The 24,808-nt window shown below is 64.7% G+C and carries 19 protein-coding genes and 1 tRNA gene; 6 read left to right on the forward strand and 14 right to left on the reverse strand.

Annotation, left to right across the window (positions count from 1 at the left end):
• Positions 1 to 46: 46 nt before the first annotated feature.
• The gene (gene ligA, locus AC0X69_RS17415) at positions 47 to 2,164 is read left to right on the forward strand and encodes an NAD-dependent DNA ligase LigA (protein ID WP_482609233.1); all 2,118 of its coding nucleotides are present in this window, start codon (positions 47 to 49) and stop codon (positions 2,162 to 2,164) included.
• A gap of 142 nt (positions 2,165 to 2,306) precedes the next feature.
• Here ligA and AC0X69_RS17420 read toward each other — a convergent pair whose 3' ends face one another.
• From AC0X69_RS17420 to AC0X69_RS17435, 4 genes are all read right to left on the reverse strand, one after another.
• Positions 2,307 to 2,954, reverse strand: a complete 648-nt coding sequence (locus tag AC0X69_RS17420) for a sterol desaturase family protein (RefSeq protein ID WP_482609235.1) — start codon at positions 2,952 to 2,954, stop codon at positions 2,307 to 2,309.
• Positions 2,955 to 2,957: 3 nt separating this feature from the next.
• Complete coding sequence (locus AC0X69_RS17425; RefSeq protein ID WP_482609237.1) at positions 2,958 to 3,950, reverse strand: fatty acid desaturase; 993 nt, start codon at positions 3,948 to 3,950, stop codon at positions 2,958 to 2,960.
• Complete coding sequence (locus AC0X69_RS17430) at positions 3,947 to 5,161, reverse strand: hypothetical protein (RefSeq protein ID WP_482609239.1); 1,215 nt, start codon at positions 5,159 to 5,161, stop codon at positions 3,947 to 3,949. Before AC0X69_RS17430 ends, AC0X69_RS17425 begins: the two co-directional genes overlap by 4 nt.
• A gap of 64 nt (positions 5,162 to 5,225) precedes the next feature.
• Positions 5,226 to 6,464 (reverse strand): aminotransferase class I/II-fold pyridoxal phosphate-dependent enzyme, encoded by a 1,239-nt coding sequence (locus AC0X69_RS17435; RefSeq protein WP_482609241.1) that lies wholly within the window; start codon positions 6,462 to 6,464, stop codon positions 5,226 to 5,228.
• 419 nt (positions 6,465 to 6,883) lie between these two features.
• On the opposite strand from AC0X69_RS17435, the gene ccmA reads away from it, so the two are divergent.
• Positions 6,884 to 7,546, forward strand: coding sequence for a heme ABC exporter ATP-binding protein CcmA (gene ccmA / locus AC0X69_RS17440; RefSeq protein WP_482609243.1), 663 nt, complete (start codon positions 6,884 to 6,886; stop codon positions 7,544 to 7,546).
• Between the two features lie 175 nt (positions 7,547 to 7,721).
• Positions 7,722 to 8,393, forward strand: a complete 672-nt coding sequence (gene ccmB / locus AC0X69_RS17445; RefSeq protein ID WP_482609245.1) for a heme exporter protein CcmB — start codon at positions 7,722 to 7,724, stop codon at positions 8,391 to 8,393.
• A 6-nt stretch (positions 8,394 to 8,399) separates the two neighbouring features.
• Here the strand turns inward: ccmB and AC0X69_RS17450 are convergent, their stop codons facing one another.
• The 4 genes from AC0X69_RS17450 to AC0X69_RS17465 all read right to left on the reverse strand — a co-directional run bounded on the left by AC0X69_RS17450 (position 8,400) and on the right by AC0X69_RS17465 (position 14,149).
• Positions 8,400 to 8,852: a DUF1036 domain-containing protein gene (locus tag AC0X69_RS17450; protein ID WP_482609247.1), complete on the reverse strand. Its 453-nt coding sequence runs from the start codon at positions 8,850 to 8,852 to the stop codon at positions 8,400 to 8,402.
• 386 nt (positions 8,853 to 9,238) lie between these two features.
• Positions 9,239 to 10,048, reverse strand: a complete 810-nt coding sequence (locus AC0X69_RS17455; protein WP_482609249.1) for an enoyl-CoA hydratase — start codon at positions 10,046 to 10,048, stop codon at positions 9,239 to 9,241.
• A 59-nt stretch (positions 10,049 to 10,107) separates the two neighbouring features.
• Positions 10,108 to 12,513 (reverse strand): penicillin-binding protein 1A, encoded by a 2,406-nt coding sequence (locus AC0X69_RS17460; protein WP_482609251.1) that lies wholly within the window; start codon positions 12,511 to 12,513, stop codon positions 10,108 to 10,110.
• A 376-nt stretch (positions 12,514 to 12,889) separates the two neighbouring features.
• Positions 12,890 to 14,149 carry an N-acetylmuramoyl-L-alanine amidase gene (locus AC0X69_RS17465; RefSeq protein ID WP_482609253.1) on the reverse strand — a complete coding sequence of 420 codons (1,260 nt, stop codon included), beginning with the start codon at positions 14,147 to 14,149 and terminating at the stop codon, positions 12,890 to 12,892.
• Positions 14,150 to 14,801: 652 nt separating this feature from the next.
• Here AC0X69_RS17465 and AC0X69_RS17470 point away from each other — a divergent pair.
• Complete coding sequence (locus tag AC0X69_RS17470) at positions 14,802 to 17,801, forward strand: Rne/Rng family ribonuclease (protein ID WP_482609255.1); 3,000 nt, start codon at positions 14,802 to 14,804, stop codon at positions 17,799 to 17,801.
• On the opposite strand, the gene AC0X69_RS17475 is transcribed toward AC0X69_RS17470, so the two are convergent.
• Entirely contained in the window at positions 17,798 to 18,961 is a 1,164-nt protein-coding gene (locus AC0X69_RS17475; protein ID WP_482609257.1) for a pyridoxal phosphate-dependent aminotransferase, read from the reverse strand. The genes AC0X69_RS17470 and AC0X69_RS17475 overlap by 4 nt on opposite strands.
• A 97-nt stretch (positions 18,962 to 19,058) precedes the next feature.
• Between AC0X69_RS17475 and AC0X69_RS17480 the strand changes: the two genes are divergently transcribed.
• Entirely contained in the window at positions 19,059 to 19,385 is a 327-nt protein-coding gene (locus AC0X69_RS17480; protein WP_482609259.1) for an MmcQ/YjbR family DNA-binding protein, read from the forward strand.
• Between the two features lie 14 nt (positions 19,386 to 19,399).
• Positions 19,400 to 20,686, forward strand: a complete 1,287-nt coding sequence (locus AC0X69_RS17485; protein ID WP_482609261.1) for an MgtC/SapB family protein — start codon at positions 19,400 to 19,402, stop codon at positions 20,684 to 20,686.
• Between the two features lie 151 nt (positions 20,687 to 20,837).
• Here the strand turns inward: AC0X69_RS17485 and trxA are convergent, their stop codons facing one another.
• The 5 genes from trxA to AC0X69_RS17510 all read right to left on the reverse strand — a co-directional run bounded on the left by trxA (position 20,838) and on the right by AC0X69_RS17510 (position 24,554).
• Positions 20,838 to 21,158: a thioredoxin gene (trxA, locus tag AC0X69_RS17490; protein WP_363349950.1), complete on the reverse strand. Its 321-nt coding sequence runs from the start codon at positions 21,156 to 21,158 to the stop codon at positions 20,838 to 20,840.
• A 570-nt stretch (positions 21,159 to 21,728) separates the two neighbouring features.
• Entirely contained in the window at positions 21,729 to 23,264 is a 1,536-nt protein-coding gene (locus tag AC0X69_RS17495) for an acyl-CoA carboxylase subunit beta (protein WP_482609262.1), read from the reverse strand.
• Positions 23,265 to 23,306: 42 nt separating this feature from the next.
• Positions 23,307 to 23,966 carry a COG3904 family protein gene (locus AC0X69_RS17500; protein ID WP_482609264.1) on the reverse strand — a complete coding sequence of 220 codons (660 nt, stop codon included), beginning with the start codon at positions 23,964 to 23,966 and terminating at the stop codon, positions 23,307 to 23,309.
• Positions 23,967 to 24,054: 88 nt separating this feature from the next.
• Positions 24,055 to 24,130: transfer RNA gene (locus AC0X69_RS17505), tRNA-Val, on the reverse strand.
• A gap of 142 nt (positions 24,131 to 24,272) precedes the next feature.
• Complete coding sequence (locus AC0X69_RS17510) at positions 24,273 to 24,554, reverse strand: HU family DNA-binding protein (protein ID WP_482609266.1); 282 nt, start codon at positions 24,552 to 24,554, stop codon at positions 24,273 to 24,275.
• Positions 24,555 to 24,808: the final 254 nt, after the last annotated feature.

Consider the following 24,808-nt stretch of genomic DNA (forward strand, 5'->3'; position numbering starts at 1 on the left):
CTTCAGTCGGCGCTTCTCGCAATGCCACGTCGGGCTGCATCGTTTTATGATCAAGAAATCTTCGGTCCCTTCTCTCTCTCCGATCGAGACGCTGACGCCGGATGAAGCGCGCGCCGAACATGCGCGGCTGCAGGACGAGATCGCGGCGCATGATCGCCGCTATTATCAGGAAGACGCTCCGACGGTCTCCGACGCCGAATATGACGCGCTGCGCCGTCGCTACGAGGAGTTGGAACAGGCCTTCCCCGAACTCGCGACGCCGCAGTCGCTGACGAAGAAGGTCGGCGCCAAGCCTTCCGAAAAATTCGCCAAGGTGAAGCACGCCGTGCCGATGCTCTCGCTCGGCAATGTGTTTTCGAACGAAGAGCTCGATGATTTCGTCGCGCGCGTTCGCCGCTTCCTTGGTCTTCGCGACGGCGCTCTGCGCTTCACCTTCGAGCCGAAGATCGATGGGCTGTCCTGTTCGCTGCGCTACGAGAAGGGCCAGTTCGTGCAGGCGGCGACGCGCGGCGACGGCTATGAAGGCGAAGACGTCACCGCCAATGTTCGAACGGTCGCCGAAATCCCGCAACGTCTGCGCGGCGGTCATCCCGACGTCCTTGAAGTGCGCGGCGAGGTCTACATGACCCATAAGGATTTCGCCGCCGTCAATGCGCGGCAGCAGGAGTCAGGCAAGACTCTTTTTGCCAATCCCCGCAACGCCGCGGCCGGCTCGCTGCGCCAGCTCGATCCGAAGATCACCGCTTCGCGGCCGCTGCACTTCTTTGCCTACGGCTGGGGCGAGGCTTCCGCGCTGCCGGCGAAGACGCAAATGGGCGTTCTTGAGGCGCTCCGCCGGAACGGGCTGCCGGTCAATCCGCTCACGACGCTTTGCGACAGCGCGGAAGACATGCTGGCGCATTACCGCGCGATCGAGGCGCAGCGCGCGACGCTCGGCTATGACATCGATGGCGTCGTCTACAAGGTCGACGACATCGCGCTGCAGGAGCGCCTCGGATTTGTTTCACGCGCGCCGCGCTGGGCGGTCGCGCGCAAATTCCCCGCCGAACGCGCGACAACGATTCTGCGCGACATCGAGATCCAGGTCGGGCGCACCGGCGCGCTGACTCCGGTCGCAAGGCTCGAGCCGATCACGGTCGGCGGCGTCGTCGTGCAGAACGCCACGCTGCACAATGAGGACGAGATCGCGCGCAAGGATATTCGCATCGGCGACACGGTCGTCGTGCAGCGCGCGGGGGACGTCATTCCGCAGATCGTCGAAGTGGTGAAGGCGGAGCGGCCGCAAGGCGCCAAGCCCTACGAATTCCCCCATGTCTGCCCGCGCTGCGGCTCTGCCGCTCTGCGCGAGATCGACGAGAAGACCGGCGAAGCGGATGTCGTGCGCCGCTGCACGGGATCGCTCATCTGTCCGGCGCAGGCGATCGAGCGCTTAAAGCATTTCGCCTCGCGCAACGCGATGGATATTGAAGGACTCGGCGACAAGCAGATCGAATATTTCTTTCAGGAGGGACTGATCCGAACGCCCTCGGACATCTTCACGCTGGAGGAACGCGACCGCGCGAGTCTCGCCAAAATCAAGAACCGCGAGGGCTACGGGGAAACGTCCGTGCGCAATCTCTTCGCGGCGATCGAGGCGCGGAGAAGGGTTCCCATCAACCGCTTCATCTATGCGCTGGGCGTGCGCCATGTCGGCGAGACAAACGCCCGGCGGCTGGCGCGCCATTTCGGCGATTTCGAAACGCTGCGCGAGACGGCGCGCGAGGCGGCGATCGGGACCGAGGCGCGCGCGCGCATCGATTCGATCGACGGCGTCGGTCCCGTGGTCGCCGAGGCGCTGCACGACTTTTTCGCCGAGCCGCACAATGAGCGGGAGCTGGACGAACTCTTAGAGCAGATCGCCTTGGAGCCGATGCCCGCGGTGGCGTCCACATCGCCGGTCTCCGGCAAGACCGTGGTGTTCACCGGCGCGCTCGAACGGCTGACGCGGGATGAAGCCAAGGCGCAGGCCGAGCGGTTCGGCGCGCATGTCGCGGCGTCGGTGTCGAAGAAGACCGATCTCGTGATCGCCGGCCCCGGCGCTGGCTCCAAGCTCAAGAAGGCGGCGGAGCTCGGCATCGAAGTGATCAGCGAGGACGAGTGGTTCGCACGGACGGGGCAGGGATAGCCCTATCGTTGCAGACAGGGGCGTTTTCCCTCCCCTCGACGGGGAGGGTGGCTTGCGCAGCAAGCCGGGTGGGGTGACCTGATTACCCCCACCCGATCGCCTGCGGCGATCGACCTCCCCGCAAGGGGGAGGTATTCGCGCTTCACACCGCGCGCGTGCCCGGCGTCTCGTCTTTGCGGTAGGCCGTGCCGAACACATAATCCCACCAGATCGCGTGCACGCCGAAGCCTTTCTCGGCGTCGCGGAAATGGTGCAGCATGTGCAGGCGCTTCACCAGGCGGCCGAAGTCGGACTTCGGCTGGCCGTGATGCGTCCAGTAATGCACGCAGTCATAGATCACATAGCCGCTGATGAAGCCGGCGAGCACCGGCCAGGCGAATGTCGCGCCGAAGATCAGGCGCGCGCAGACGAGCGCGATCAGCATGATCGGCGCCGAGAGCAGCGGCGGCATGACCAGCCGCAGCGGATCGTTGGGGTAGATGTGATGCACGCCGTGAATGAGGAACTGGAAGCGCGGACCGAGCCCGAAGGGCAGCGCGAACACCGTATGGAAGAGATAGCGGTGGCCGAAATATTCGGTGAGCGTCCAGCCGACATAGCCGACGACGAGGCCCAGCGCGACCAGCGTCAGGCTGTTGAGGGTGAGCGAATAGATCAAGAGGCCGAGAATAATCGGGCAGTAGACGATCACCGGCGTCAGATGATGCACGCGCGAGAGCTTATCGAGGAGATCGCTCTCGAAGAGGCGGGGCGAAGCGTCGAGCGCTTCCGTTCTTGCGTCCTGCGACATGGTCTACTCCGCCGGCGACATGGCGTGCGCCTCGCGCGCGGCCTGCGTCACGTTTTCGGATCGGGTTCCGAGCGAATAGGTCGGATCGAAGATGAAGGTGACGAGCAGCGCCACCCATGAGCGATGGCAGCGCAGATCGTCGTAGAACTCCGGCGCCATCGCCTTCAGCTCCGGCAGACGGTTCCACGGGATCTCGTGGAAATCGTGATGCTCGTTGTGGTAGCCGATGTTGAGCGCGAGCGTATTGAGCGGGCCGTAATAGTCGAACGTGCCCTGGTCGGGACCGAAGGCGAAATGCTCCTGCAGCCAGCGCGCGCTCAACGGATGCAGTCCGCCGACGGAGAACCAGAAGGAGAAGAAGAGATAGAGCAGGGCGTTCCACCCGAACGCCCAGAGCACGAAAAAATCGAAGAGAGCGATGACGGCGATATTGACGTAGGTCCAGGTTCCCCAGATCGGCACGGTGCCTTTCAGGCGCGACAGTCGCGCAAGCTGAATGACCGGAAAGAAGAAGATCCACACCGCCTTGCGCCAGGAGCTATTGCCGACCCACTCGACTTCCCAGCGGCTTGGAATGTCGGCGTCGTAATCATAGGCCGAGAGATGCGAATGATGCTTGATGTGGTAGCAGCGAAAGCCCATCGCCGTCGGAAAGGCGTTCGGCAGGTCGGCGAGAATGGCCGTCCATTTGTTGGCGAGCGGACTGTCGAAGACGCAATTGTGGATCGCGTCGTGGATGATCACGAAATTTGCGTGGTTGGCGAAGGCGCCGACGCAGATCGCCATGAGGAGCGACAGCCACCAATAGGAAAGGCCGAGCGAGCCCAGGATGGCGGCGATGGCGAGCTGACCGACGAAGATCGCCGCCGTGATCTTGAACGTGACGGGATCCTTGCCGAAAAGCTCGCGCACCTGCGGATATTTCTCGAGGATCAGCTTGCGCCGTTCGACATGCGAACGGTCGGCCCCATTGGCGGTGACGGATATGCCGTTCATGACGTTGCATCCTGCAAATGATTAGCCCTGACGCCGTCGCGCATACGCATGGCCTCGTCGCCGCCGCCGACGGTGAGGCGCTTTTCATAAATGCGATGAATCTTGTCGACCTTGCCGCCGAACATCTCGATCGGCCGGCGCATGTCGGCGTTGCTCTCCAACACCCAGCCGGCTTCGAGATGCGGAACGGCGAATTTGGCCCAACGCCGCCGCATCTCCTCAATCAGCGCGAGGAAAATGGCGCCGCCGGTCGCGCTTTTCTGCAGCGTCTTGCGCGTGCCGAGCAACAGCAGCCGCGCTGATTTGAACTGATGCGAGCGGTATCGCAAAATCGCGCGCAGCCAGCCGAACGGGAACAGTTTGCCGTCGAGATCGGCGATGATCTCGTTGAGATTGGGCAGCGCGATCGCGAAAGACTGCGGCGCGCCGTCAAGCTCGACGACGATTCCGAAATCCTCCGTCACGAGAAATTGCAGCGCGTCGGCGTCGGAATCGAATTCTTCCTTGGTGAAGGGCACGAAGCCCCAATTGCCGCTCCAGCCGTCGTTGAACAGTTCGGCCATCAGAGCGGTCTCGCCCTTCTTCAAGGCTTTCATGTTCAACGGTCTGAGCTTTAAACGGTCCCGCCATTCGCGCCGCGTTGATATCCGCGCCGGCTTTTCGACTTCGTCGCTTGAGATTTCGAAGCGGTAGGACAGGAGGTCCTGCGCCTTTTCATAGCCGAGCGCCTCGATATGGCGCGAGAGATAGGGCGGATGCCAGGGCATGAAGAACATCGGCGTGGCTTCGAAGCCATCGACGAGAAGTCCGCACTCCTTGTTGACCGACGGCGAGAAGGGTCCGTTGATCCGCTCGGCGCCCTTGGCGCGCAGCCAGTCCTCGGCGGCCTGCGTCAGCGCGCGCACCACGTCGATGTCGTCGACGGCGTCGAGCGCGCCGAACTGCGCGTTGGAGGCGCCGACCGGCGTAACGCCCGGCTTGTAGATCTGCGCCATGATGCGGCCGACCCATTCGCCGTCGCGACGGGCGAGAAATTTCTGCTCTTCGACCAGTTTGTAATGGGGGTTGAGCTTATGCGCGAAGACGCTCCAGCGCTCCACGTCGAGCGGCGGCGCAAAGCCTGGCGCGCCGGCGTAGAGCAGCCGCGGCAGCTTGCAGAAGGTCGCAAAGCGCGAAAGGCCGTCGACCGGAAGAATCTCGATCCGCGCCATAGATAAGTCCTAGCGGCCGCAGAGCCTTTATCGAAAGCGTCAAAGTGACGCGGGAAGCGGGCGTTTAGCCGCCCGCCATGGCGGCGGCGACGATCTGATGCGCCTCTTCCGTCACCGGCGGCATGTCGCGCAGCGTCTGGATGACGCCGCGAATTTCCGCCTCGCTGTGATTGGCGGAGAAGAAGAAGCGCAGTCGCGGCCCGTCCTTCGGCACGCCGATGCGCACCACCGGCGGCACATAGTAGCCGTTCGCCAGCAGATGCTGCGACGCCCACATCGTTTCGAGGTCGCTCGAGAACAGGATCGGCACCACGCCGCGGCCGATCGCCGGCCCCGTGGAGAAGCCCGCCTCATGCGCGACCGTGCGGAAGAGTTCGGCGTTGGCGGCGAGCTTGTCGATGCGCCAGGTCTCTTCCTGCATCAGCCGCAGCGCCGTGCGCGCGGCGGCGAGAATGACGGGAGACAGGCCGACGCTGTAGACGAAGCCCGGCAGCGTATAGCGGAACCAGTCGATGACCTGCTTTTTCCCGCAGACATAGCCGCCGCAGGACGCAAGCGTCTTCGACATCGTCCCGACGATAAGGTCGATGCGGTCGGGGTCGACGCCCTGATGCTCGGCGAGGCCCCGGCCCGTCGCGCCGAGCACGCCGAGAGAATGCGCCTCATCGACGAGAAGCCAGACCTTGTATTTCTCCTTGATGGCGAGGAGCCGCGGCAGGTCGGCGGTGTCGCCGTCCATGCTGTAGACGCCTTCCACCACGATCAGGACGTTGCGGTATTCCTCGCGATGGCGGGCGAGCAGATGTTCGAGATGATCGAAATCATTGTGGCGGAACTTGACGACATGCGCCGGCGCGCCGTCGGCGCCCGCGACGATGCTGTTATGCGCAAGTTCGTCGATATAGATGGCGTCGCGCTTGCCGTTCATCAGCCAGGCGATGGTCGTGACGTTGGAGAGATAGCCGGAGACGAGCGTCAGCGCGCTCTCCATGCCGAGGAATTCGGCGATCTCCGCTTCGAAGGGCTTGTGCGTCGTGCGCTCGCCGCCGACGAGTCGAGAGGCGAGGGCGCCAACGCCAAGCCCGTCAACCTCGCGCTTGGCCTCCTCCCGGATCCGCGGATGATTCGCGAGGCCGAGATAGTCGTAGTTGGCGAAGCTGACGAAATGCTTGCCCTGCGCCTCGAACTCGGCGCGCAGCCGGTCGATCTGGGCGAAAAACGGATCGTTGAACTCCAGCAAGGCGTTGCCAGCAAAACGGAATCGCCTTGCCGCATAATCCTCTAAGCTCTTATGCTTCGTCACTTATTCCGCAGTCCCTGAAGAACGGGCGCGCCGCGCGCGATTGGCGAAGAACCTTGGCCCCAAGCGCCCAAGGAATGATCCGGCTGCTTAGCATTCCCGCCCGGTCTGCGCCAGCGGGCGGAGGGCCAGGGCGGCGGGGCCGCGGGGTTTCGAATCCACATTGACGAGGCGCCATCTCGCCGCGTCATGGCCGCGCTTGTCGCGGCCATCCACGCGACGACGCGATGCAAGTGTGAGAACATGAGCCGAACATGCCGCCTCCGCGTGATGCGTTTCGCGATTGTCCGCCGTGGATGGCCGCGACAAGCGCGGGCATGAGCTGAAAGTGAGCTGAAATGAGCCCGAGTTCGAAGGTGCGCTAGCCAGCGGGCGCCGGGCGGCGGCTGGCGGATTCGGTCGCAAAGCCTTATGCCCGGCGCATGTCCGAGCCCGCCCAGACCGTTCTACCCCTCGCCGATGGCGCGCTGCGCCTTTGCGTCGACAATCTCAGCGTTTTGCGCGGCGGACGCACCGTGCTGGATCGTCTGAGCTTTTCGCTTTCTTCCGGGCAGGCGCTGATCGTGACCGGCCCCAACGGCGCCGGGAAATCGACGTTGCTGCGGACGCTCGCGGGGCTCCTGCCGCGCGCGGGAGGCGCCGTCGCGCTCGCCGGCGGACCGCCCGACGCCGAGCTGCCGCAGCAGGCGCATTACCTCGCGCATAGCGACGGCATGAAGTCGGCGCTGAGCGTCGAGGAGAACCTCGATTTCTGGTCGCGCTATCTGGCCCGGGAGCCCGATCGGCGCAGCCGCACGGTCGACGCGGCGCTCGGGATTGTCGGCCTCGCGCATGTCGCCGCCGCGCCGGTCGGCGCGCTCTCGGCGGGTCAGAAGCGGCGCGCGGCGCTGGCGCGTCTTCTCGTCGCCTTCCGGCCGCTCTGGCTGCTCGACGAGCCGCTGACCGCGCTCGATCGGGCTTCGCGCGAGAAATTCGCCGTCGCCATGCGCGATCATTGCGCTCATGGCGGATTGATCGTCGCGGCGACGCATGAGCCGCTGGGGCTGGGAGAAGCGCAGGAATTGGCCCTAGGGAGCGTGGGATAATGCTGCGTTTCACTTTGCGGCTTCTTGCCCCGCCCCCTCACCTCACCTCTCCCCGCCAGCGGGGAGAGGAGTCATCGGCGCCGCGCTTGCCGCCCCCTCTCCCCGCGAGAGCGGGGAGAGGCGAGGTGAGGGGCCGGGGGATTGGCTCGAATGCCATAAAAGCCTGGAGTGTAGATTGAATTCCCCGCTCGCCGCGCTCTTCCTGCGCGAATGGCGCGTCGCGCGCCGCATCGGCGGCTCCGGCGCGATGGGCGTCGTCTTCTTCCTGACGCTCGTCGCGATCGTTCCCTTCGCCGTCGGACCGGATCCAAATCTCCTCGCCCGCATCGGACCGGCGATTCTGTGGATCGCGGCGCTGCTCGCGACGCTGCTCTGTCTCGATCGCCTGTTTCAGGCCGACGCCGAGGACGGCTCGCTGGATCTCTTCCATCTCGCCGAGACGCCGCTCGAACTCGCGGTGCTCGTCAAATGCGCGGCGCATTGGGCGGCGACGGGACTGCCGCTCGTTCTCGCCGCGCCGTTTCTCGGCCTGATGCTGCAGCAGGAGCGCATGGCGCTCTTAGGCGTCGTCGCGACGCTGCTTGCCGGCACGCCGGCGCTCACCCTGATCGGCGCCATCGGCGCGGCGGCGACGGTGACTGTGCGACGCGGCGGTCTACTGATGGCGCTGCTCGTCCTGCCGCTGACCATTCCGGTGCTGATCTTCGGCGTCTCCGCCGCGGAGGCCGCGAGCGGCGGGACCGTGCCGTTCTACGCGCCCTTCGCCATTCTCTGCGCGATCACGCTCGCCGCTCTCGCGCTCTGCCCCTTCGCGGCCGCCGCCGCGCTGCGGTATCTCGGCGAATAGAAGCGCTCAATCGATGCACACGCGTCCGCTGCTCGAGCGGCCGGTCAGACTATGCGTATGATTGCCGCTGCTGCTCGTGACATGAACGAAATTCTTCATCTGGCCGCGTCGTCCAAATATGCAGCGCTTGGCGTCGCCGATCTTGAACGCGCCCGGAGTCGTGCAGAAAGACGAGTCCCCGCGCCATTCCCTGCCGCCGCCATGAGCGTAGAAGAAGTAATTGTGCGGATCGGACGTTTCGCTGCGCAGGACGACTCTTTCGCAGCCGCCGCAGGCGCGAAGCTTCCACCAGCCTTCCGAGGTGAACCCGCCAGTCGGACTGACCCAGGCCGCCGCGACGGTGACTTGGTCCGGCGTCCTGTTGCAGACGGTGAGATCGGCTCTCGCCGCCGGCGCGAAGGCGCAGCATGCGATGGCGAGCGTGAAGGCAGTCGCGAGGGAAAGATGCAAAGGATTCATTTTCAATCTCCATACGTAAATCAATATCGCGGCGCTTCACGGCGTCGTCCGTGCTGCGTCAACAACAGACGCGCTTGCTTGCGATCGTCAGCTTGCGCGCGCCGGAAAGGCCGCGAGCATGAAGGCGATGGCGAGCGCAAGGAGCAGCGCCAGATGCAGGGCGCGATTGCGCAATCTGGACATGTCTCGACTCCCTTAAATTGCGCGCACGAAGAATGACGCGCAGTAGCATCATTATGAATGAAATCGCACGAGGCGCCTCATCCGGTTGGCTGAGAGCACGCGAAAGAAATTAGCGTTGCAGGGCAGGCGAGAACGGCGCGTTTACGGCGCAATGATGCGCGCAGTCTGAACAGCCTATGGCGTCGCGCTTCGCTATGGCGCTTCTACTCGCGCGACCATGTCGGCGCGCGCTTTTCAAGAAAGGCTGCAATTCCTTCCTCGGCGTCCTCCGCCAGCATATTCTCGACCATCACCGCGCTTGCCAGCTCATAGGCCTCTGCGAGCGGCTGCTCGCGCTGGGCGTAGAACGCCCTCTTGCCGTAGCGGATCGCTTGTGGGGATTTTCTCGCGATGAGCTGCGCCAGCGACAGCGCGCCAGTTCGCGCGCCATCGGCGGAAATGCGGTTAACGAGCCCGATACGGAGCGCCTCTTCGGCCCCGATCGGAACGCCGGTCAGCAGCATCTCCATCGCCTGCTTCTGCGCCACATTGCGCGAGAGCGCGACAGACGGCGTCGAACAGAAGAGGCCGATATCGACGCCCGGCGTGCAGAAGCGCGCGCGCGGCCCTGCGACGGCGAGATCGCAGCTTGCGACGAGCTGGCAGCCGGCGGCCGTGGCCATCTCGTCGATCGCCGCGACCACCGGCTGGGGCAGCGTCACGATTTTCTGCATCAGCGCCGCGCAGGCGCGCATCGTCTCTTCGAAGAAGGCGCGGCCGCGATCGGGATCGTTGCGATGCGCCGTCAGTTCCTTGAGATCGTGCCCGGCGCAAAAGGCCGGCCCTTCCGCCTGCAGCACGACGGCGCGAATCTCATTGCGGCCGGCGAGGGCGTCGAGCCTGGCCGCGAGCTCAGCGATCATCGCGAGGGAGAGGGCGTTGCGCGAAGCGGCGCTGTTCAGCGTGAGGATCGCGACGCCGGACGCGGTTTCCAGCGTCACGCGCGCGGTCGCATCGGCGTCGAGGGTGGTCATCGCTTTCAGCATATAAAGCCGGCGGCCGGAAACCAAAGGTCGCCGGCCGCCGTGCTTGATTAGTAAAGACCGCCGGTGCCGCTGCCGACCTGCTGATCCACGTCATGCGGCGTATCGAGCTGTCGCGGGCCGCCGCCGCCGGAATAGGAATCGGGCGGCGCCGTCCCCGGCTTGAACGCTTCGAGAATCGTGCCGGCGCCCGACGAACGCAGTCCCGAATGGACGTCGACGGAAATAAGCTTGATCCCCGGCGGCACGCGGAAGGGCGTATCCGGCTTGTCCTTGAGCGCCACCGTCATGAAGTCGCGGAAGATCGGCGCGGCGAATTGCGCGGCCTGGGCGTGGCTGCCGAGCGAACGCGGCCGGTCGTAGCCGATGAAAACGCCGACCGCGAGATCGGGCGAGAAGCCGACGAACCAGAGATCCTTGGCTTCGTTCGTCGTGCCCGTCTTGCCGGCGAGATGCTTGCCCACCGCCTTGATCGAAACGCCGGTGCCGCGCTGGATGACGCCTTCCATGATCGAGGTGATCTGATAGGCGGTGAGCGGATCGAGCACCTGCTCCCGCTTGTCGATGAGCTTCGGCTCCAGCTGATTTTCCCATTTCGCCGAGTCGCAGCCGATACATTGGCGCTCGTCATGGCGGTAGAGCGTCTTGCCCCAGCGATCCTGAATTCGGTCGATCAGCGTGGGCTTGATGCGCTTGCCGCCATTCGCCAGCATCGAATAGCCGGCGACCATGCGCAGCAGCGTCGTTTCGCCGGCGCCGAGCGCCATCGACAGATAGGGCGTCATCTCGTCATAGACGCCGAAGCGCTTGGCGTATTCGGCGATGAGCGGCATGCCGACGTCCTTCGCCAGACGCACCGTCATCATGTTCTTCGAGTGCTCGATGCCGTAGCGCAGCGGATGCGCGCCGGTGCCGTGGCCGCCTTCGAAGTTCTCCGGCGTCCAATAGGTGCCGTCCGCCTGCTGGATCGAAATCGGCTCGTCGAGGATCGAGGACGAAGGCGTGTAGCCATTGTCGAGCGCCGTCGCGTAAACGAACGGCTTGAACGAGGAGCCGGGCTGACGCAGCGCCTGGGTCGAGCGGTTGAACGCCGACTGGTCGAAAGAGAAGCCGCCGACCATCGAGAAGACGCGGCCGGTATGCGGATCCATCGCCACCATGGCGCCGGAGATGTCGGGGATCTGGCGCAGACGATATTGGCCGGCGCGGCCCGCGAGCGGTTCGACGTAGACTACGTCGCCCGGCGTGAAGGCGGTTCGCGGATTGCGGCCCGCCCAGCGCATACCCTCCGCTGTGAGCAGGCCGGTCTCGCGTTCGCGCGCCACTTCGCCGGATTTCTCGCGTCCCGGCTGAAGGCCGATGCGCGCAGCGTCGCCGGTCACGTCGAGCACGACGGCGAGGCGCCAGGGCTTGACGTCGCCAAGCGCCGGAATTGTCGCGAGCGTCACGCCCCAATCCGACGAGATGTCGATGTGGTTCATCGCGCCGCGGAAGCCATGCGCCTCGTCGAAACGCACGAGGCCGTCGGCGAGGGCCTTTCGGGTCCAGGCCTGCATCTTGGGATCGAGCGTGGTGCGGACGGAGAGGCCGCCCTCATAGAGCTTCTTCTCGCTGTACTGTTCGAGAAGCTGACGGCGCACTTCTTCGGCGAAATAGCCGGCGACATAGGTGTTCGGCGACAGCACGCGCGGATTGACGCCGAGCGGTTCGGCTTTCGCCTTCGCGCCTTCTTCGGCGGTCACATAGCCGTCGGCGATCAGGCGGTCGATGACATAGTTGCGGCGCTCGAGCGCGCGCTCGCGGTTCTGAAACGGATGATAATTGCTCGGCGCCTTGGGAAGAGCGGCGAGATAGGCCGCCTCGGCGAGCGTCAGTTCATTGACCGATTTGTTGAAATAGTTGAGCGCCGCGGCGGCGACGCCGTAGTTTCCAAGGCCGAGATAGATCTCGTTCAGATAGAGTTCGAGGATCTTGTCCTTGGGATAAGCGGCTTCAATGCGGAAGGCGACGAGCGCTTCGCGGACCTTGCGTTCGATGGAGCGTTCATTGCCGACGAGGAAGTTCTTGGCGACCTGCTGGGTAATGGTCGAGGCGCCTTGCACATGGCGGCCGCCCTGGGCGAGCACCGTCACCGCGCGCATCACGCCTTCCGGGTCGATGCCGATGTGATTGTAGAAATTCTTGTCTTCGGCGGAGATGAAGGCTTGCTTCACCAGCTGCGGTATTGCGGAGCTCGGCAGGAACAGGCGGCGCTCGTGCGAATATTCCGCGAGGATCGATCCGTCGCCGGCGTGCAGCCGCGTCGTCACCGGCGGCTCGTAGTTGCGCAACTGCTCGGTGTCCGGCAGGTCCTTGGAGAAATAATAGACCAGCCCGGCGACGGCGACGGATCCGATAAGGAACAGGATCGTCGCGGTCGCGAAGACGAAGCCCAAAAACCTCGCGAGCATTCGCATGAAATATCACCCTTAGAGCGGCCGACGCGGGGCGTCGGCTAGCGTTTCCAATGTCGAATCACGTTTATCGCGAGGCCGGGGCGCTCCCGGTCGGCGCGTCAGCCGGTCCGTCCGGCTGAGATATAGTGAGCGATCGCACGTTTTGCGTCTGTTTTTCTAACAACGCTGGTTTCGATCATTCCACCATTCGCGAATTCTCGGCGCCGGTTCGCGGCGCATTCGACTGCCAGCGCCGCCGGCCACGAAATTGCCGCAACCCGATAAGGGCTTATCGGCAAACCTATGACGACGCCTCTGCGTTTCTCGTCGTTCGGCGGCCTGCGACGCCCGGGCGGTCGTGCGTCGCGACATTCTCCATTTGGCGTGATTTTGTGTTTTATTGTGGGCGCGCCGCGCCCGAGGGCGCGTCGGCCGGCGCGCGCGCCTCGCGGCTGCGGGCGCTGACGAAGGCGTCGACGGCTTCGGCGGCTTTCTGCGCCGCCCGGTCGCGCCAGTTCTGGGACGTCAGCCGGACGAGATCCTGTTCGCTCGAGAGATATCCGAGCTCCAGCAGGACGGAGGGAACGTCGAAGGCCTTGAGCACGACGAAGCCTGCCGAGCGGCTCGGATTCTTGTTGAGCGCCCCCACCTCCTTCCAGAAGGAGATCAGCGAATGGGAAAACTGTCGGCTATACGCGCGGGTCTCCCGTCGCGTGAGCTCGAACAATATGTCGCCGACCTCCTCGGCGTCCGCCTTGCTCTCGAGTCCGGCGGCCTGATCGGCGAGATTCTCCTTCTCAGCCATCCGCGCGGCTTCGGCGTCCGACGCGCGTTCTGAGACGGTGTAGACAGTCGCGCCCTCGACCCGGGATGAGGAGAGGGTGTCGGCGTGAATCGAGACAAACAGCGAGGCGTTGTTTTCACGCGCGATTCGCACCCGCTCGGCAAGCGGGAGAAACATATCGTGGTCGCGGGTCAGAATTACGCGCGCATGGTCGGTTGCTTCGATCTTCTCCCGCAGCGCGCGCGCGAATTCGAGCACGACGTCCTTTTCCAGTTCGCCGTGCTTGCCGGTCGCGCCCATGTCGACCCCGCCGTGGCCGGGATCGATGACCACCATGGGTTTGTCCGCGGGCGATTTGGGCGCGATCCCTGAGATCTGCGGCGGCAGGGCCGGCGGATCGGCGGGCTGGAGGCGGGCCTGTTCGGCGACGGTTGCGGCGAAATGCTGGGCGCTGGTGGGCGCGAGTTCGATCGCGAGCCGCGGTCCGCCGATCGCCACCTCGCTGTCGGCCTTTAGAATTTTCGCGGGCCCCGCAAGATCGATCACGACCCGCGAGCGTCCAGGCGCGAAGATGCCATATCGATATGATTTTATCAGCTTGTCGCCCGTCGACAGACCGGCGTTCGCCTCCATGCGGAAGAGCACCTGGGGAAGATCGACGATAATGCGCGGCGGGTTCGCCACCGGGTGGGCGGTCACCGGCGGCAGACCCGTGAGATCGAACAGAAGGCGGGAGCGGTCAGGGAGCGCCTCGATGCGGGCGCTCAGCGCAGAGATTTCCTTCTGCTGCTCGTCGGCTCCGGCGGGCCAGGCGAGGCCGCCCGCAATCGCCAGCGCGGCCAGAATGATCCGTCGTGGCCCTCCTGCGCGCAAAGCGATCCTCCTCAACTTGGTCCCTAAATGGTCCGACGTCCGCCGATTTTGAGACAGCGCCGTTAACGCGCCGTTAGCTTATCCGAAAGCCTCCCCCTGAGGGACCTTTCTCCACGATTTTTTTGGTGAATAGCCGAGGCGGCGCTTGCGCCGACCAACGGCGACCGATATGTAAGGAGAAGCTGCGGAATTCTGCGGCGCGATATTTGCCGCGAAATGCGGCCGTCAAATCGGGCCAAGGGAATTTCGGGACAGTTGACGTCTTTCCGTCGCGCCTTGTGCAGGCCGTGACGTTTGTTCGCCGCCTTTCGCGGCGCGAAAGGTTTTTTGACGATCTCATGGCCAGGACCGTGATAGGCGCGAGAGTAGGCGTTACCGCTGTGCGGCTTGTCCGCGCGGCTGGACGCGGCTTCGCCAAAATCATGGCCCTTCGGCCCGTTCGTCATCTCACGGGGACGAGGCGTTCCGCGCTTCGTCGTCCCGCCGGCGCCAACGCCGGCCAGCGTATCGCAGGTTTAACGCCTGCCCCCCTCATCATCACAAGAAGCGTTCGCGCCGTCAGGCTGCGCCAAAGAGCGGTCGCCAAGTCCATGCTTGGACTTAGGGTTGCCCCGTCGGCGTCATTGCGCGCGACGCCGCAAAAGAGTCCCCCATGGCTAACAAGATGCTCATCGACGCCTCCCACCCGGAGGAGACGCGCGTAGTCGTTCTACGTGGAAACCGCGTTCAGGAATTCGATTTCGAGGCTGCCGACAAAAAACCGCTGCGAGGCAACATTTACCTCGCGAAGGTCACGCGAGTCGAGCCGTCGCTTCAGGCGGCCTTCGTCGATTACGGCGGAAACCGCCACGGTTTTCTGGCCTTTGCCGAAATCCACCCCGACTACTACCAGATCCCCGTCGCCGACCGACAGGCGCTCCTCGAAGAGGAAAGCCGCGCCCATCAGCAGGCCGAAGAGGAAGAGCGCGCGCCGCACGGCCGTGGTCGCCGTTCGCGCCGCCGCCAGTATGAGGGCGCCGAAAAGCGCGCGAGCGCCGACGAAGCGGTGACGAGCGACCCCATCGACGACGCGATCGCGACGTCGATCGTCATCGTCGAGGACCAGGCCGAGACCGGTTTCGCGGAATCGATCGAGGACACGCCGCAATCCGTGGCAGAGGCCGGCGCTGAATCTGAGTCGGAAGTAGCACTCAAAACGCCGACCGCGACGATAGAACCCGAAGCGCAGGACGCCGTCCCCGAGGCCCATGCGCCTGTCGCCGCGGAGGCGGAAGCAAGCGGGCTCGAGGTTGAGCCCAATGAGATCGAGCCCCGTGAGGCGGAGGCGGGCGAGCCGCCGGTCGACGCCGCGCAGCATGAACGCATTTCCATCGATCCCGCGGGCTTTGGCTCGGTCGAGACCGGCGAGGCCGAGGAGTTCGTCCTCCAGGCGCCGGAGCCCGATCATGAGTTGAAGGCGCGCCGGCAGGACGAGCGCGACGAGGCGCGCGAACGCGCCCGCGAAGAGCCGGAAGAAGTGGAAGACGACAGCGCCGAAGTGAGCGCCCGCATCGAAGCTCCGGTCGAGGAGCACGACGAGGAAGAGCACGACGACGAAGAGGATCACGTCGAGCACATCGGCGGCGACGCCATGGACGAAGCGCCCTATCGCGCGCCCCGCGCCCGCCGCCAATACAAGATTCAAGAGGTCATCAAGCGCCGTCAGGTGCTGCTCGTCCAGGTCGTCAAGGAAGAGCGCGGCAACAAGGGCGCGGCGCTCACCACCTATCTTTCCCTCGCGGGCCGCTATTCGGTGCTGATGCCCAACACGGCGCGGGGCGGCGGCATCTCGCGCAAGATTACCGACGGCGCCGACCGCAAGCGACTGAAAGAGATCGTGCATGATCTCGAAGTGCCGGAGGGCATGGGCGTCATCCTGCGCACGGCCGGCGCGACGCGCACCAAGCAGGAGGTCAAGCGCGATTTCGAATATCTGCTGCGGCTTTGGGAAAGCGTGCGCGAATTGACGCTGCGCTCCTCTGCGCCGACGCTCGTCTATGAGGAAGGCTCGCTGATCAAGCGCGCCATCCGCGACCTTTATGGCCGCGACGTCGAGGAAGTCGTCGTCTCCGGCGAAGACGCCTACCGCGAGGCGAAAGACTTCATGCGCATGCTGATGCCGAGCCACGCCAAAAACGTGCGCCTGCATCGCGAGGCTTTCCCGATCTTCGCCGAGAGCGGCGTCGAGGCGCAGCTCGACGCGATGTTCTCTAACCATGTCACGCTGAAATCGGGCGGCTACCTCGTCATCAATCAGACCGAGGCGCTTGTCGCGATCGACGTGAACTCGGGGCGCTCGACGCGCGAGCACAATATCGAGGATACGGCGCTCCGCACCAACCTCGAAGCCGCCGACGAAGTCGCGCGGCAATTGCGGCTGCGCGATCTCGCCGGGCTGATCGTCGTCGACTTCATCGACATGGAGGAGAGCCGCAACAATCGCTCCGTCGAGCGTCGCCTGAAGGATGCGTTGAAGAACGATCGCGCCCGCATTCAGGTCGGCCGCATCTCGCATTTCGGCTTGCTGGAAATGTCGCGTCAGCGCATTCGCGCCGGCGTCGTCGAAGGCTCCACGGTGCCATGTCCGCATTGCGCCGGCGCCGGCCATGTGCGCTCCACCGCCTCCATCGCACTGCATGTGCTGCGCGTGCTCGAGGAGGCGCTGGTCAAGAGTTCGGCGCATGACGTGACGCTGCGCACGCGCGCCGTCGTGGCGCTCTACATCCTCAACCAGAAGCGCACCCATCTGCAGGAGCTGGAACGCCGCTTCGGCGTCCATATCACGGTGGCGGCGGACGACACGCTCACCGGCGCGACCTATCACGCGCTCGAGCGCGGCGAACTCGCGAGCGGGCCACGCGTTCCGCAGCGCGATGCGCCTTTGCGCGTCGATTCCATTCGCGCCGAACCGCTTGAAGAGGAAGCGCCCGAAGAAGCTCTCTCCGGCGACCTTGTCGAGGAAGAGGAAGAAGGCGTCGAGGCCAGCGGCGAACTGCGCCGAGACGAGAATGGCGGCCGGTCGCGTTTCAGCGGAGAGGATGATGGCGCGTCGCGGGGCCGGCGTCGCCGCCGTCGCCGCGGCCGCGGCGGGCAGGGCGAACATCTGGCGCCCGGCGCCGAGCAGCCGTCCGACGAGGGGCTTGCGCTTATGGCGGCGATCGAGGGCGCTCCCGCGCCGACCGAGGAGCGGCCTGATCGCCGCGGCGGCAGGCGCGGCGCAGGTCGCGGCCCGGATCGTGGTCCCGGCCGTTGGCGGCGTTCGGCGCCCTTGCCGGAGGAATTCAAAGACCCTTCGGCGGTCTTCCCGCTCGATGACGCCGAGGAGGACGCCCCGGCCTCTCCGTTCGAGGCCCATATGCCGGCGTTCCCGCCCGAGCTCCCTGTAAACGGGACTGACATTGCGCCATCCCCCGAGGAGCGCGAAAGCGAGGCGGCGGCGCCGGAGACCGTTCGCCCGGGGGCGGCGGCGTCCGAGCCCGCGCCAGAGCCGATCGCTCCGCCGCAGCCAGTCGCGCCGCGCAAACCGACGGAAGTGGTTATCACCGAAGCCGATCCCAACCGTCCCAAGAAGGGCGGCTGGTGGCAGCGCGTGCGCACGCCGTTTGGCGGTTAGGCTCTGAGCCAGGCCTCCAGGCGGGCGACGCCCTCGCGCACGTCAGCTTCGGGACCCGCGTAGGAGATCCGCAGCGTCTTGCCGCCGCGACGCGGATCGAAATCGAGGCCCGGCGTCGTCGCAACGCCGGCCTCATGCAGCATCCGCCGGCAAAAGCCGATCGAATCATCGGTGAAGCGCGAAATGTCGGCATAGATGTAGAAGGCGCCGTCGGGCGGCGCGAAATTGTCCAATCCCAATTTAGGCAGGCGATCGAGCAGAAGCGCACGGTTTCGCGCGTAGGCGGCGCGGTTCGTCTCCAATTCGTCGCCAGCGTCGAACGCGGCGAGAGCCGCGCGCTGCGACAAAGTCGGCGCGCAGATCGCCAGCGACTGCTGCAGGCGTTCGAGCGGACGCATCAATTCGGGCGGAGCGATGAGCCAGCCGAGACGCCACCCGGTCATCGCGTAATATTTCGAGAAGGAATTGATGACGAGACTGCGTTGCGAAAAGCGCAGTGCGGTCTCCGCGCGCATCTCATATTCCAGTCCGTGATAGATTTCGTCGGAGACGAGAACGATTCCGGCGTCGTCGCAAAAGGCGCAGATCCGCGCCAGCTCCTCCCCGGCGATCATCGCCCCGGTCGGATTGGCCGGACTCATAAAAAGCGCGCCGTGAAGTCTGCTCGCGCGATGCGCCGCCTCCAACATCGCCGCCGTGGGCGCAAAGCGCGTCTCTTCGCCGACGTCGAGCAGGACCGGCTCCAGGCCGAGCGCGCAAAGGATATTCGCATAGGCCGGATAGCCCGGCGCAGTGACGGCGATGCGCGCGCCCGGATCAAACGCGGCAAGAAAGGCGAGCTGAAAGCCTCCCGATGAGCCGGTCGTGACGATGACGCGGTCGGGCGTCACGTCGGCGCCGTAGCGCTCGCCATAGTGAAGCGCGATGCGGGCGCGCAGTGCGGCGTCGCCGAGCGCCTCGCCATAGCCGACCGATCCCGCGTGCAGCGACTCCATGGCGGCTTCGCGCACGCGGCGCGGCGTGGGAACGCCTGGCTCGCCAAGCTCCAGATGGATGACACGGCGGCCTGCGCGCTCCAACGCGAGCGCGTCGCGCAGCACGTCCATCGCCATGAACGGCGCGACGCTGGAGCGGCGAGAAGGAGACAAGGGTAAGTTCATACAATTGTTCTATTGCCAATCTGGGTCAGGCGCACGTCTCGGCTTGCGCCATATCTATCTTGAGGGCGGCGCCGCGCCGGCCCTTCGTGGAGCAGTCGTGGCCACCAGCCGTGATTTCCAGCGCATCGCAAAGTCTCTCGAAGGAACGAGCGAAGCGCCGCATTTCGACAGAACCGCTTTCAAGGTCGCGCGGATCTACGCGACGCTCGCCGCGGATGGCGAGACGGCCAATCTGAAGCTTGCTCCCGAAGAGCAGGCGTTCAAATGCATGATGGCCCCTCACGCGTTTGCGCCCGTGCCGAACGCCTGGGGGCGCCAAGGCTGGACGACGATTCTGCTTCACGCGATCGATGTCGGCGAACTGCGTGGCGCCCTCGAAACGGCCTGGCGTCACGCCGCCAAGAAGAAGACCGCAAGGAAATAGATACGAAGAACAGCATGTACGACTTAAGCCCCGTCGAACTGATTCAGAGACTGTCGATCGCGCTGGCGATTGGCCTGCTTATCGGTCTCGAGCGGGGTTGGACGTCACGTGACGAAGCGGAGGGCGAACGCGCCGCCGGTCTGCGCACCCATGGGCTCGCCGGACTGCTTGGCGGCGTGTGGGGCGCAATCGTTCTGCCTTTCGGCGCCGCCGGCGTTGTCGCCCTGGCGATCGCCTTCGCCTTCGTCAGCGCCTTGATCGGCGTCTATCGCTATCGCGAAAACGTCCGCGACGAGACCTTTGGCGCGACCACCGTCCTCGCGGTGGCGCTTGCCTTTTCGCTCGGCGCCTTCGCGGTGATCGGCGACATTCAGGCGGCGGCCGCGGCGGCGGTTGCGACGACGGCGATCCTGGCGCTGAAGGCGTTTCTCCATGGCCTCGTCGCGCGCATCACCTGGGACGAATTGCGCTCGGGACTGGCGCTGCTCGCGATGAGCTTCATCTTGCTCCCGGTTCTGCCCAATCGCGCCGTCGACCCGTGGAATGCGGTGAACCCTTTCGAATTGTGGCTGATGACCGTTTTGATCGGCGTGATCTCCTTCGCCGGCTACGTCGCCGTAAGAGTCATCGGCTACCGGCGCGGCGTCGCGGTCGCCGGAATGGCGGGCGGGCTGGCGTCTTCGACCGCCGCGACGGCGGCGATGTCGCGGCTGGCGCGCGAACATCCATCGCAGATTGGCGCTTCCGCCGCGGGCGCGATCTTCGCGAATGCGATCATGGCGCCGCGGATCCTTGCGATCATAGCGATCATCAATTCAACGCTCGCTTGGCGCCTCGCGCCGCCGGTCGCGGCCGGCGGCGTTCTCTTCGCGCTTGCCGGAATCTTTCTCCTGCGACGAAGCGAACCGCCTCGGGAGCCAAGCGACCTTTCGCTCGGCAATCCGCTTGATCTCGTCGCGGTGCTCAAATTCGGCGCTCTTCTCGCGACCGTGATGGTCCTCTCGCGACTCGCGACGCATTTCGCCGGAAGCGCCGGCGCCTATGCGCTCGCGCTGATTTCCGGCGTCGTGGACGTCGATGCGATCGGACTGACCATGGCGCGGCTGGGCGCGACGGAAATTGGCGCAGGAGCGGCGGCGGGCGCTGTGCTGCTGGCGTTGCTGTCCAATACGGCGGCGAAAGCCGCGATGGGCTGGATCATCGGGGGGCCCGGCATGGGAGTGAGGCTGACCGGCGCTTCAGCCCTCGCCGTCGCCGGCGCGCTCGCGGCGATGTGGCTGCAGGACTGGGTTCGGCTGTGATCCGCGCTCGGCCAGGATGACCGACTTACGTTAGCGAATGCTCTGCGCCGACGGTTGGCGGCGCCATGTTGAGCGGCGAACCGGCGATCGCGGCAAAAGCGCGGGGAGCAGCGCTATCGCGTTGTCCCGCGCCTCAACTTGCAGGGTTCGTTCAGACGGCCGCGGAAATCCAGCGCGACAATTCGCCCTTCGGCGCGGCGCCAACCTTTTGCGCTGCGGCCTTGCCGTCCTTGAACAGGATCAGAGTCGGAATCGATCGGATGCCGAGCTTGCTGGCGACGGCCGGATTCTCGTCGATGTTGAGCTTGACCACTTTGACCTTGCCCTTCATCTCGGCGGCGATCTCTTCGAGCGCCGGCGCGATCATGCGGCACGGGCCGCACCATTCCGCCCAGAAATCGACGACGACCGGCTCGGCGGATTTGAGCACTTCCTGTTCGAAAGTGGCGTCGGTGATTTTCTGCGTGGACATGGCCGGCCTTTCGTTAGGGCTTTTCATCAGACGTGCGCGGAAGGTAGGAAGCGCGTCATCGCCCGTCAAGGCGACGGCCAGGGCAGTTCCGGTTGAGCTCAACGGGAATATTCCTCGGCGCTTAGCGATTCGTTTAAAGCTGGCGTTGATGAAACAGGTCGATGAAACACGAAACAGGTCGATGAAACACAAAGAGCGGGGATGGCGTCCCGCCGCTCCCCGCTCTTTGGCACCCCGTCCTTAACCAAACTGAAACGCCAAGCTCCGAAGTCTTAAGTCGCTCCGATAGCCCGTTCGCGCCGGCTCATCTTTCGAGCCTCGGCGAACCGCGTTCTGTTCGGCGTCCTCCCCGACTTGGACCGTAGCTGGGCCTAATTCCTGCGACGCATCCGACGCTTAGGCTTTTACCCAACCAACCTGGCGAGCGAACACTATGACAAAACGGGCGGGCTGTCACTTCAAAAATGTGCACTCTGACGAATTTTGTGGTCAGGCGCCGCGGAATTAGGCTTAACGCTCACACCTATCTCGAATGGCGCAACGCCACAACGCGCGCGTTATTGCGCCGCGTCACAGCGGAATGTTGTCGTGCTTTTTCCAGGGATTCTCGAGTTCCTTGTGACGAAGCAATGCAAGCGCACGCGCGATTCGTTTGCGCGTGGAATGCGGCATGATCACTTCGTCGATATAGCCGCGCTCCGCGGCGACGAATGGCGACAGGAAGCGATCTTCATATTCCTTCGTGCGCTGCGCGATCTTCTCCGGATCGCCGAGGTCGGAGCGGAAGATGATCTCGACGGCGCCCTTGGCGCCCATGACGGCGATCTGCGCCGACGGCCACGCGTAGTTGACGTCGCCGCGCAGATGTTTTGACGCCATGACGTCATAGGCGCCGCCGAACGCTTTGCGGGTGATGACGGTCACCTTCGGCACTGTCGCTTCGGCGTATGCAAACAGCAGCTTCGCGCCATGCTTGATCAGCCCGCCGTATTCCTGCGCCGTGCCGGGCAGGAAGCCTGGAACGTCGACAAAGGTGACGATCGGAATGTTGAAGCAGTCGCAGAAGCGCACGAAGCGCGCCGCCTTTTTTGAGGCGTCGATGTCGAGCACGCCGGCGAGCACGAGCGGCTGATTGGCGACGAAGCCGACGGTGCGCCCTTCGATGCGGCCGAAGCCGATCACCATATTGCGCGCATGCGCTTCCTGAATTTCGAAGAAATCGGCCTCGTCGACGACCTTATGGATGAGCTCCTTGATGTCGTAAGGCTTGTTGGGATTATCCGGAACGATCGTGTCGAGCGAATCATCGATGCGGTCGACGTCGTCGAAGGCGGGCCATTCCGGCGGCTCCTCCTGGTTGGAGGAGGGCAGGAAATCAATCAGTCTGCGCATCTGCAGCAGCGCTTCGACGTCATTGTCATAGCCGCGATCGGCGATTGAGCTCTTGGTCGTATGGACCGATGCGCCGCCGAGCTCTTCCGCCGTGACCGTCTCGTTCGTCACCGTCTTCACGACGTCGGGTCCGGTCACGAACATGTAGCTCGTGTCGCGCACCATGAAGATGAAGTCCGTCATGGCCGGCGAATAGACGTCGCCGCCGGCGCAAGGGCCCATGATCACCGAGATCTGCGGAATGACCCCCGAGGCCATCACGTTGCGCTGGAATACCTCGCCATAGCCGCCGAGCGCCGCGACGCCTTCCTGGATGCGCGCGCCGCCCGCGTCGAACAGGCCGATGATCGGGGCGCGATTCTTCAGCGCCATGTCCTGCAGTTTGGTGATCTTCTGCGCGTGAGTCTCGGAGAGCGATCCGCCGAAGACGGTGAAGTCCTTGGCGAAGACGAACACCGCGCGTCCGTTGACGGTGCCCCAACCGGTGACGACGCCGTCGCCGGAGATTTTTTCGCCCTGATCCATGCCGAAATCGGTGCAGCGGTGGGCGACGAACATGTCGAATTCTTCAAAAGAATTGTGATCGAGCAGCAGTTCGATTCTTTCGCGCGCGGTGAGCTTGCCGCGGGCGTGCTGCGCCTCGATGCGTTTATGTCCGCCGCCAAGCCGGGCGGACGCGCGCCGCCGTTCGAGCCCCTCGAGAATATGTTTCATGTCCTGCCCTGTTGCTGATTGTATCTTGTCCGGCGGCGGGTCCTAGAGCTTGCGCGACCCAAGCCGCCATCGCGCGATGTCGGCGCCGGTCAGCACGTAAAGCTTATCGGGCGACGTGCGCTCGGCGAGTTTCACGAGATCGGTGCTCACGCCCATCATCGCGGCGTAGCGCGAAAGCGTCTGCAGCATGCCGCCGTCGTCGTAATTGCGCTCGCGGACGAATCCGCCTTCGGCGATATCGAAATTCGTTGAATAATTGAACATGCGGTGCACGCCGACGCTGCTCTGCGCCGGGATCACGCGCTTTCTGCCGCCCATCAGCGCATACACGCATGCCGAATAGCAGCGGCCGGAAACGAGCGCCATGGTGCGCGACTGATCGGCCGCGGGACGAGCGACGATCACCGCCATGCCGAGCTTGCGGATGACCTGGCCGAGCTCCATCGAAGCGACAACTTTTCCGCCAGGGGAGTCGAGCAGCACGATTCCGTGCAGATTGCCGCCGCGCGCGTTCTGGCGCACGAAGGAGAGGAAGGCGTCGGGCGTTTCGGCGCTGATCTCGCCCTGCGCCGCGATCACCTGCGGGCAGTGATCGCCGCAGCCGCCGGAATTCACGCCGACGGCGCGAAAGCTCATCTCTTCGGCGTGCGCGGCGGAGGCGGCGAAACAGAGGGTGAAAAGGACGGTTTTGATCAGTCTCATTCGGGGCGCCTTCTTTGTCCCAACAACCTAAAGCGAATTCCTAGGCCTTGGAACACCATTCCCCGCGCCGCCGCCTCGATGGCGCCAGTGGTGGGCGGTGACGGTCTCGAACCGCCGACCCTCTCGGTGTAAACGAGATGCTCTACCAACTGAGCTAACCGCCCCGGCGACGCGATGCGCGTCCGCGGGTTTTAAGGGCGGGGTCGGCGCTAGGCAAGCCGACTCGCAACTACGGCCGCCGGGGCTCCGACGGCCGTCCTGAAAAATGCGCAAAAGCTGCGACGCCTGCGCCTCCCAGCGATGGAGCTACTTGGTCTTGTTCAGCGCGGTCTTCAGCGTCGCGCCGGGCTTGAAGCGTGCGCTCTTGGACGCAGGAATCTTGATCTCTTCGCCGGTCGCCGGGTTGCGGCCCTTGCCGGCGGCGCGCTTCTTGACCGAAAAGGTGCCGAAGCCGACGAGCCGAACTTCATCGCCCTTCTTGAGGGCCTTGGTGATGCCGTCGATGACGGCGTCGATGGCGGCGGCCGCCGCCGCTTTCGAGCTGTCCGTCTCGTTCGCGACGTGCTCGACGAGTTCCAGTTTGTTCATGGCTTTTTTCCTTCTCCTTCACTGCGAGCCGCCCGGCGTATGAATGCGCGACCTCGAATCGGCATGGCGCAGCGATGGCGAGTGTTGGTCGCGAATCGCAGGAAAGGCAAGGGATACCGGCCGCCAAAGGCTTTGAATCCTTGGTTTTCCGGGGAAAATGGACGGTGCGCCGCGAAAAAATCATGAATTCCGGGGCATCTCGCGCTCAGGCGCCCAAAACAAAAGGCCCCGCCGAGGAGCGGGGCCCTTTCGTC

It is taken from the genome of Methylocystis sp. Uni0008 (assembly GCF_056838045.1).

Coding starts and splice junctions, on each gene's coding strand:
- AC0X69_RS17460 (WP_482609251.1), bottom strand. CDS start 12,513: ATGCGAATGCTCGCGAGGTTTTTGGGCTTCGTCTTCGCGACCGCGACG.
- AC0X69_RS17420 (WP_482609235.1), bottom strand. CDS start 2,954: ATGTCGCAGGACGCAAGAACGGAAGCGCTCGACGCTTCGCCCCGCCTC.
- AC0X69_RS17455 (WP_482609249.1), bottom strand. CDS start 10,048: ATGACCACCCTCGACGCCGATGCGACCGCGCGCGTGACGCTGGAAACC.
- AC0X69_RS17495 (WP_482609262.1), bottom strand. CDS start 23,264: ATGAAACATATTCTCGAGGGGCTCGAACGGCGGCGCGCGTCCGCCCGG.
- AC0X69_RS17485 (WP_482609261.1), top strand. CDS start 19,400: ATGTACGACTTAAGCCCCGTCGAACTGATTCAGAGACTGTCGATCGCG.
- AC0X69_RS17475 (WP_482609257.1), bottom strand. CDS start 18,961: ATGAACTTACCCTTGTCTCCTTCTCGCCGCTCCAGCGTCGCGCCGTTC.
- AC0X69_RS17510 (WP_482609266.1), bottom strand. CDS start 24,554: ATGAACAAACTGGAACTCGTCGAGCACGTCGCGAACGAGACGGACAGC.
- AC0X69_RS17450 (WP_482609247.1), bottom strand. CDS start 8,852: ATGAATCCTTTGCATCTTTCCCTCGCGACTGCCTTCACGCTCGCCATC.
- AC0X69_RS17430 (WP_482609239.1), bottom strand. CDS start 5,161: ATGGCGCGGATCGAGATTCTTCCGGTCGACGGCCTTTCGCGCTTTGCG.
- ligA (WP_482609233.1), top strand. CDS start 47: ATGATCAAGAAATCTTCGGTCCCTTCTCTCTCTCCGATCGAGACGCTG.
- trxA (WP_363349950.1), bottom strand. CDS start 21,158: ATGTCCACGCAGAAAATCACCGACGCCACTTTCGAACAGGAAGTGCTC.
- AC0X69_RS17470 (WP_482609255.1), top strand. CDS start 14,802: ATGGCTAACAAGATGCTCATCGACGCCTCCCACCCGGAGGAGACGCGC.
- ccmA (WP_482609243.1), top strand. CDS start 6,884: ATGTCCGAGCCCGCCCAGACCGTTCTACCCCTCGCCGATGGCGCGCTG.
- AC0X69_RS17500 (WP_482609264.1), bottom strand. CDS start 23,966: ATGAGACTGATCAAAACCGTCCTTTTCACCCTCTGTTTCGCCGCCTCC.
- AC0X69_RS17425 (WP_482609237.1), bottom strand. CDS start 3,950: ATGAACGGCATATCCGTCACCGCCAATGGGGCCGACCGTTCGCATGTC.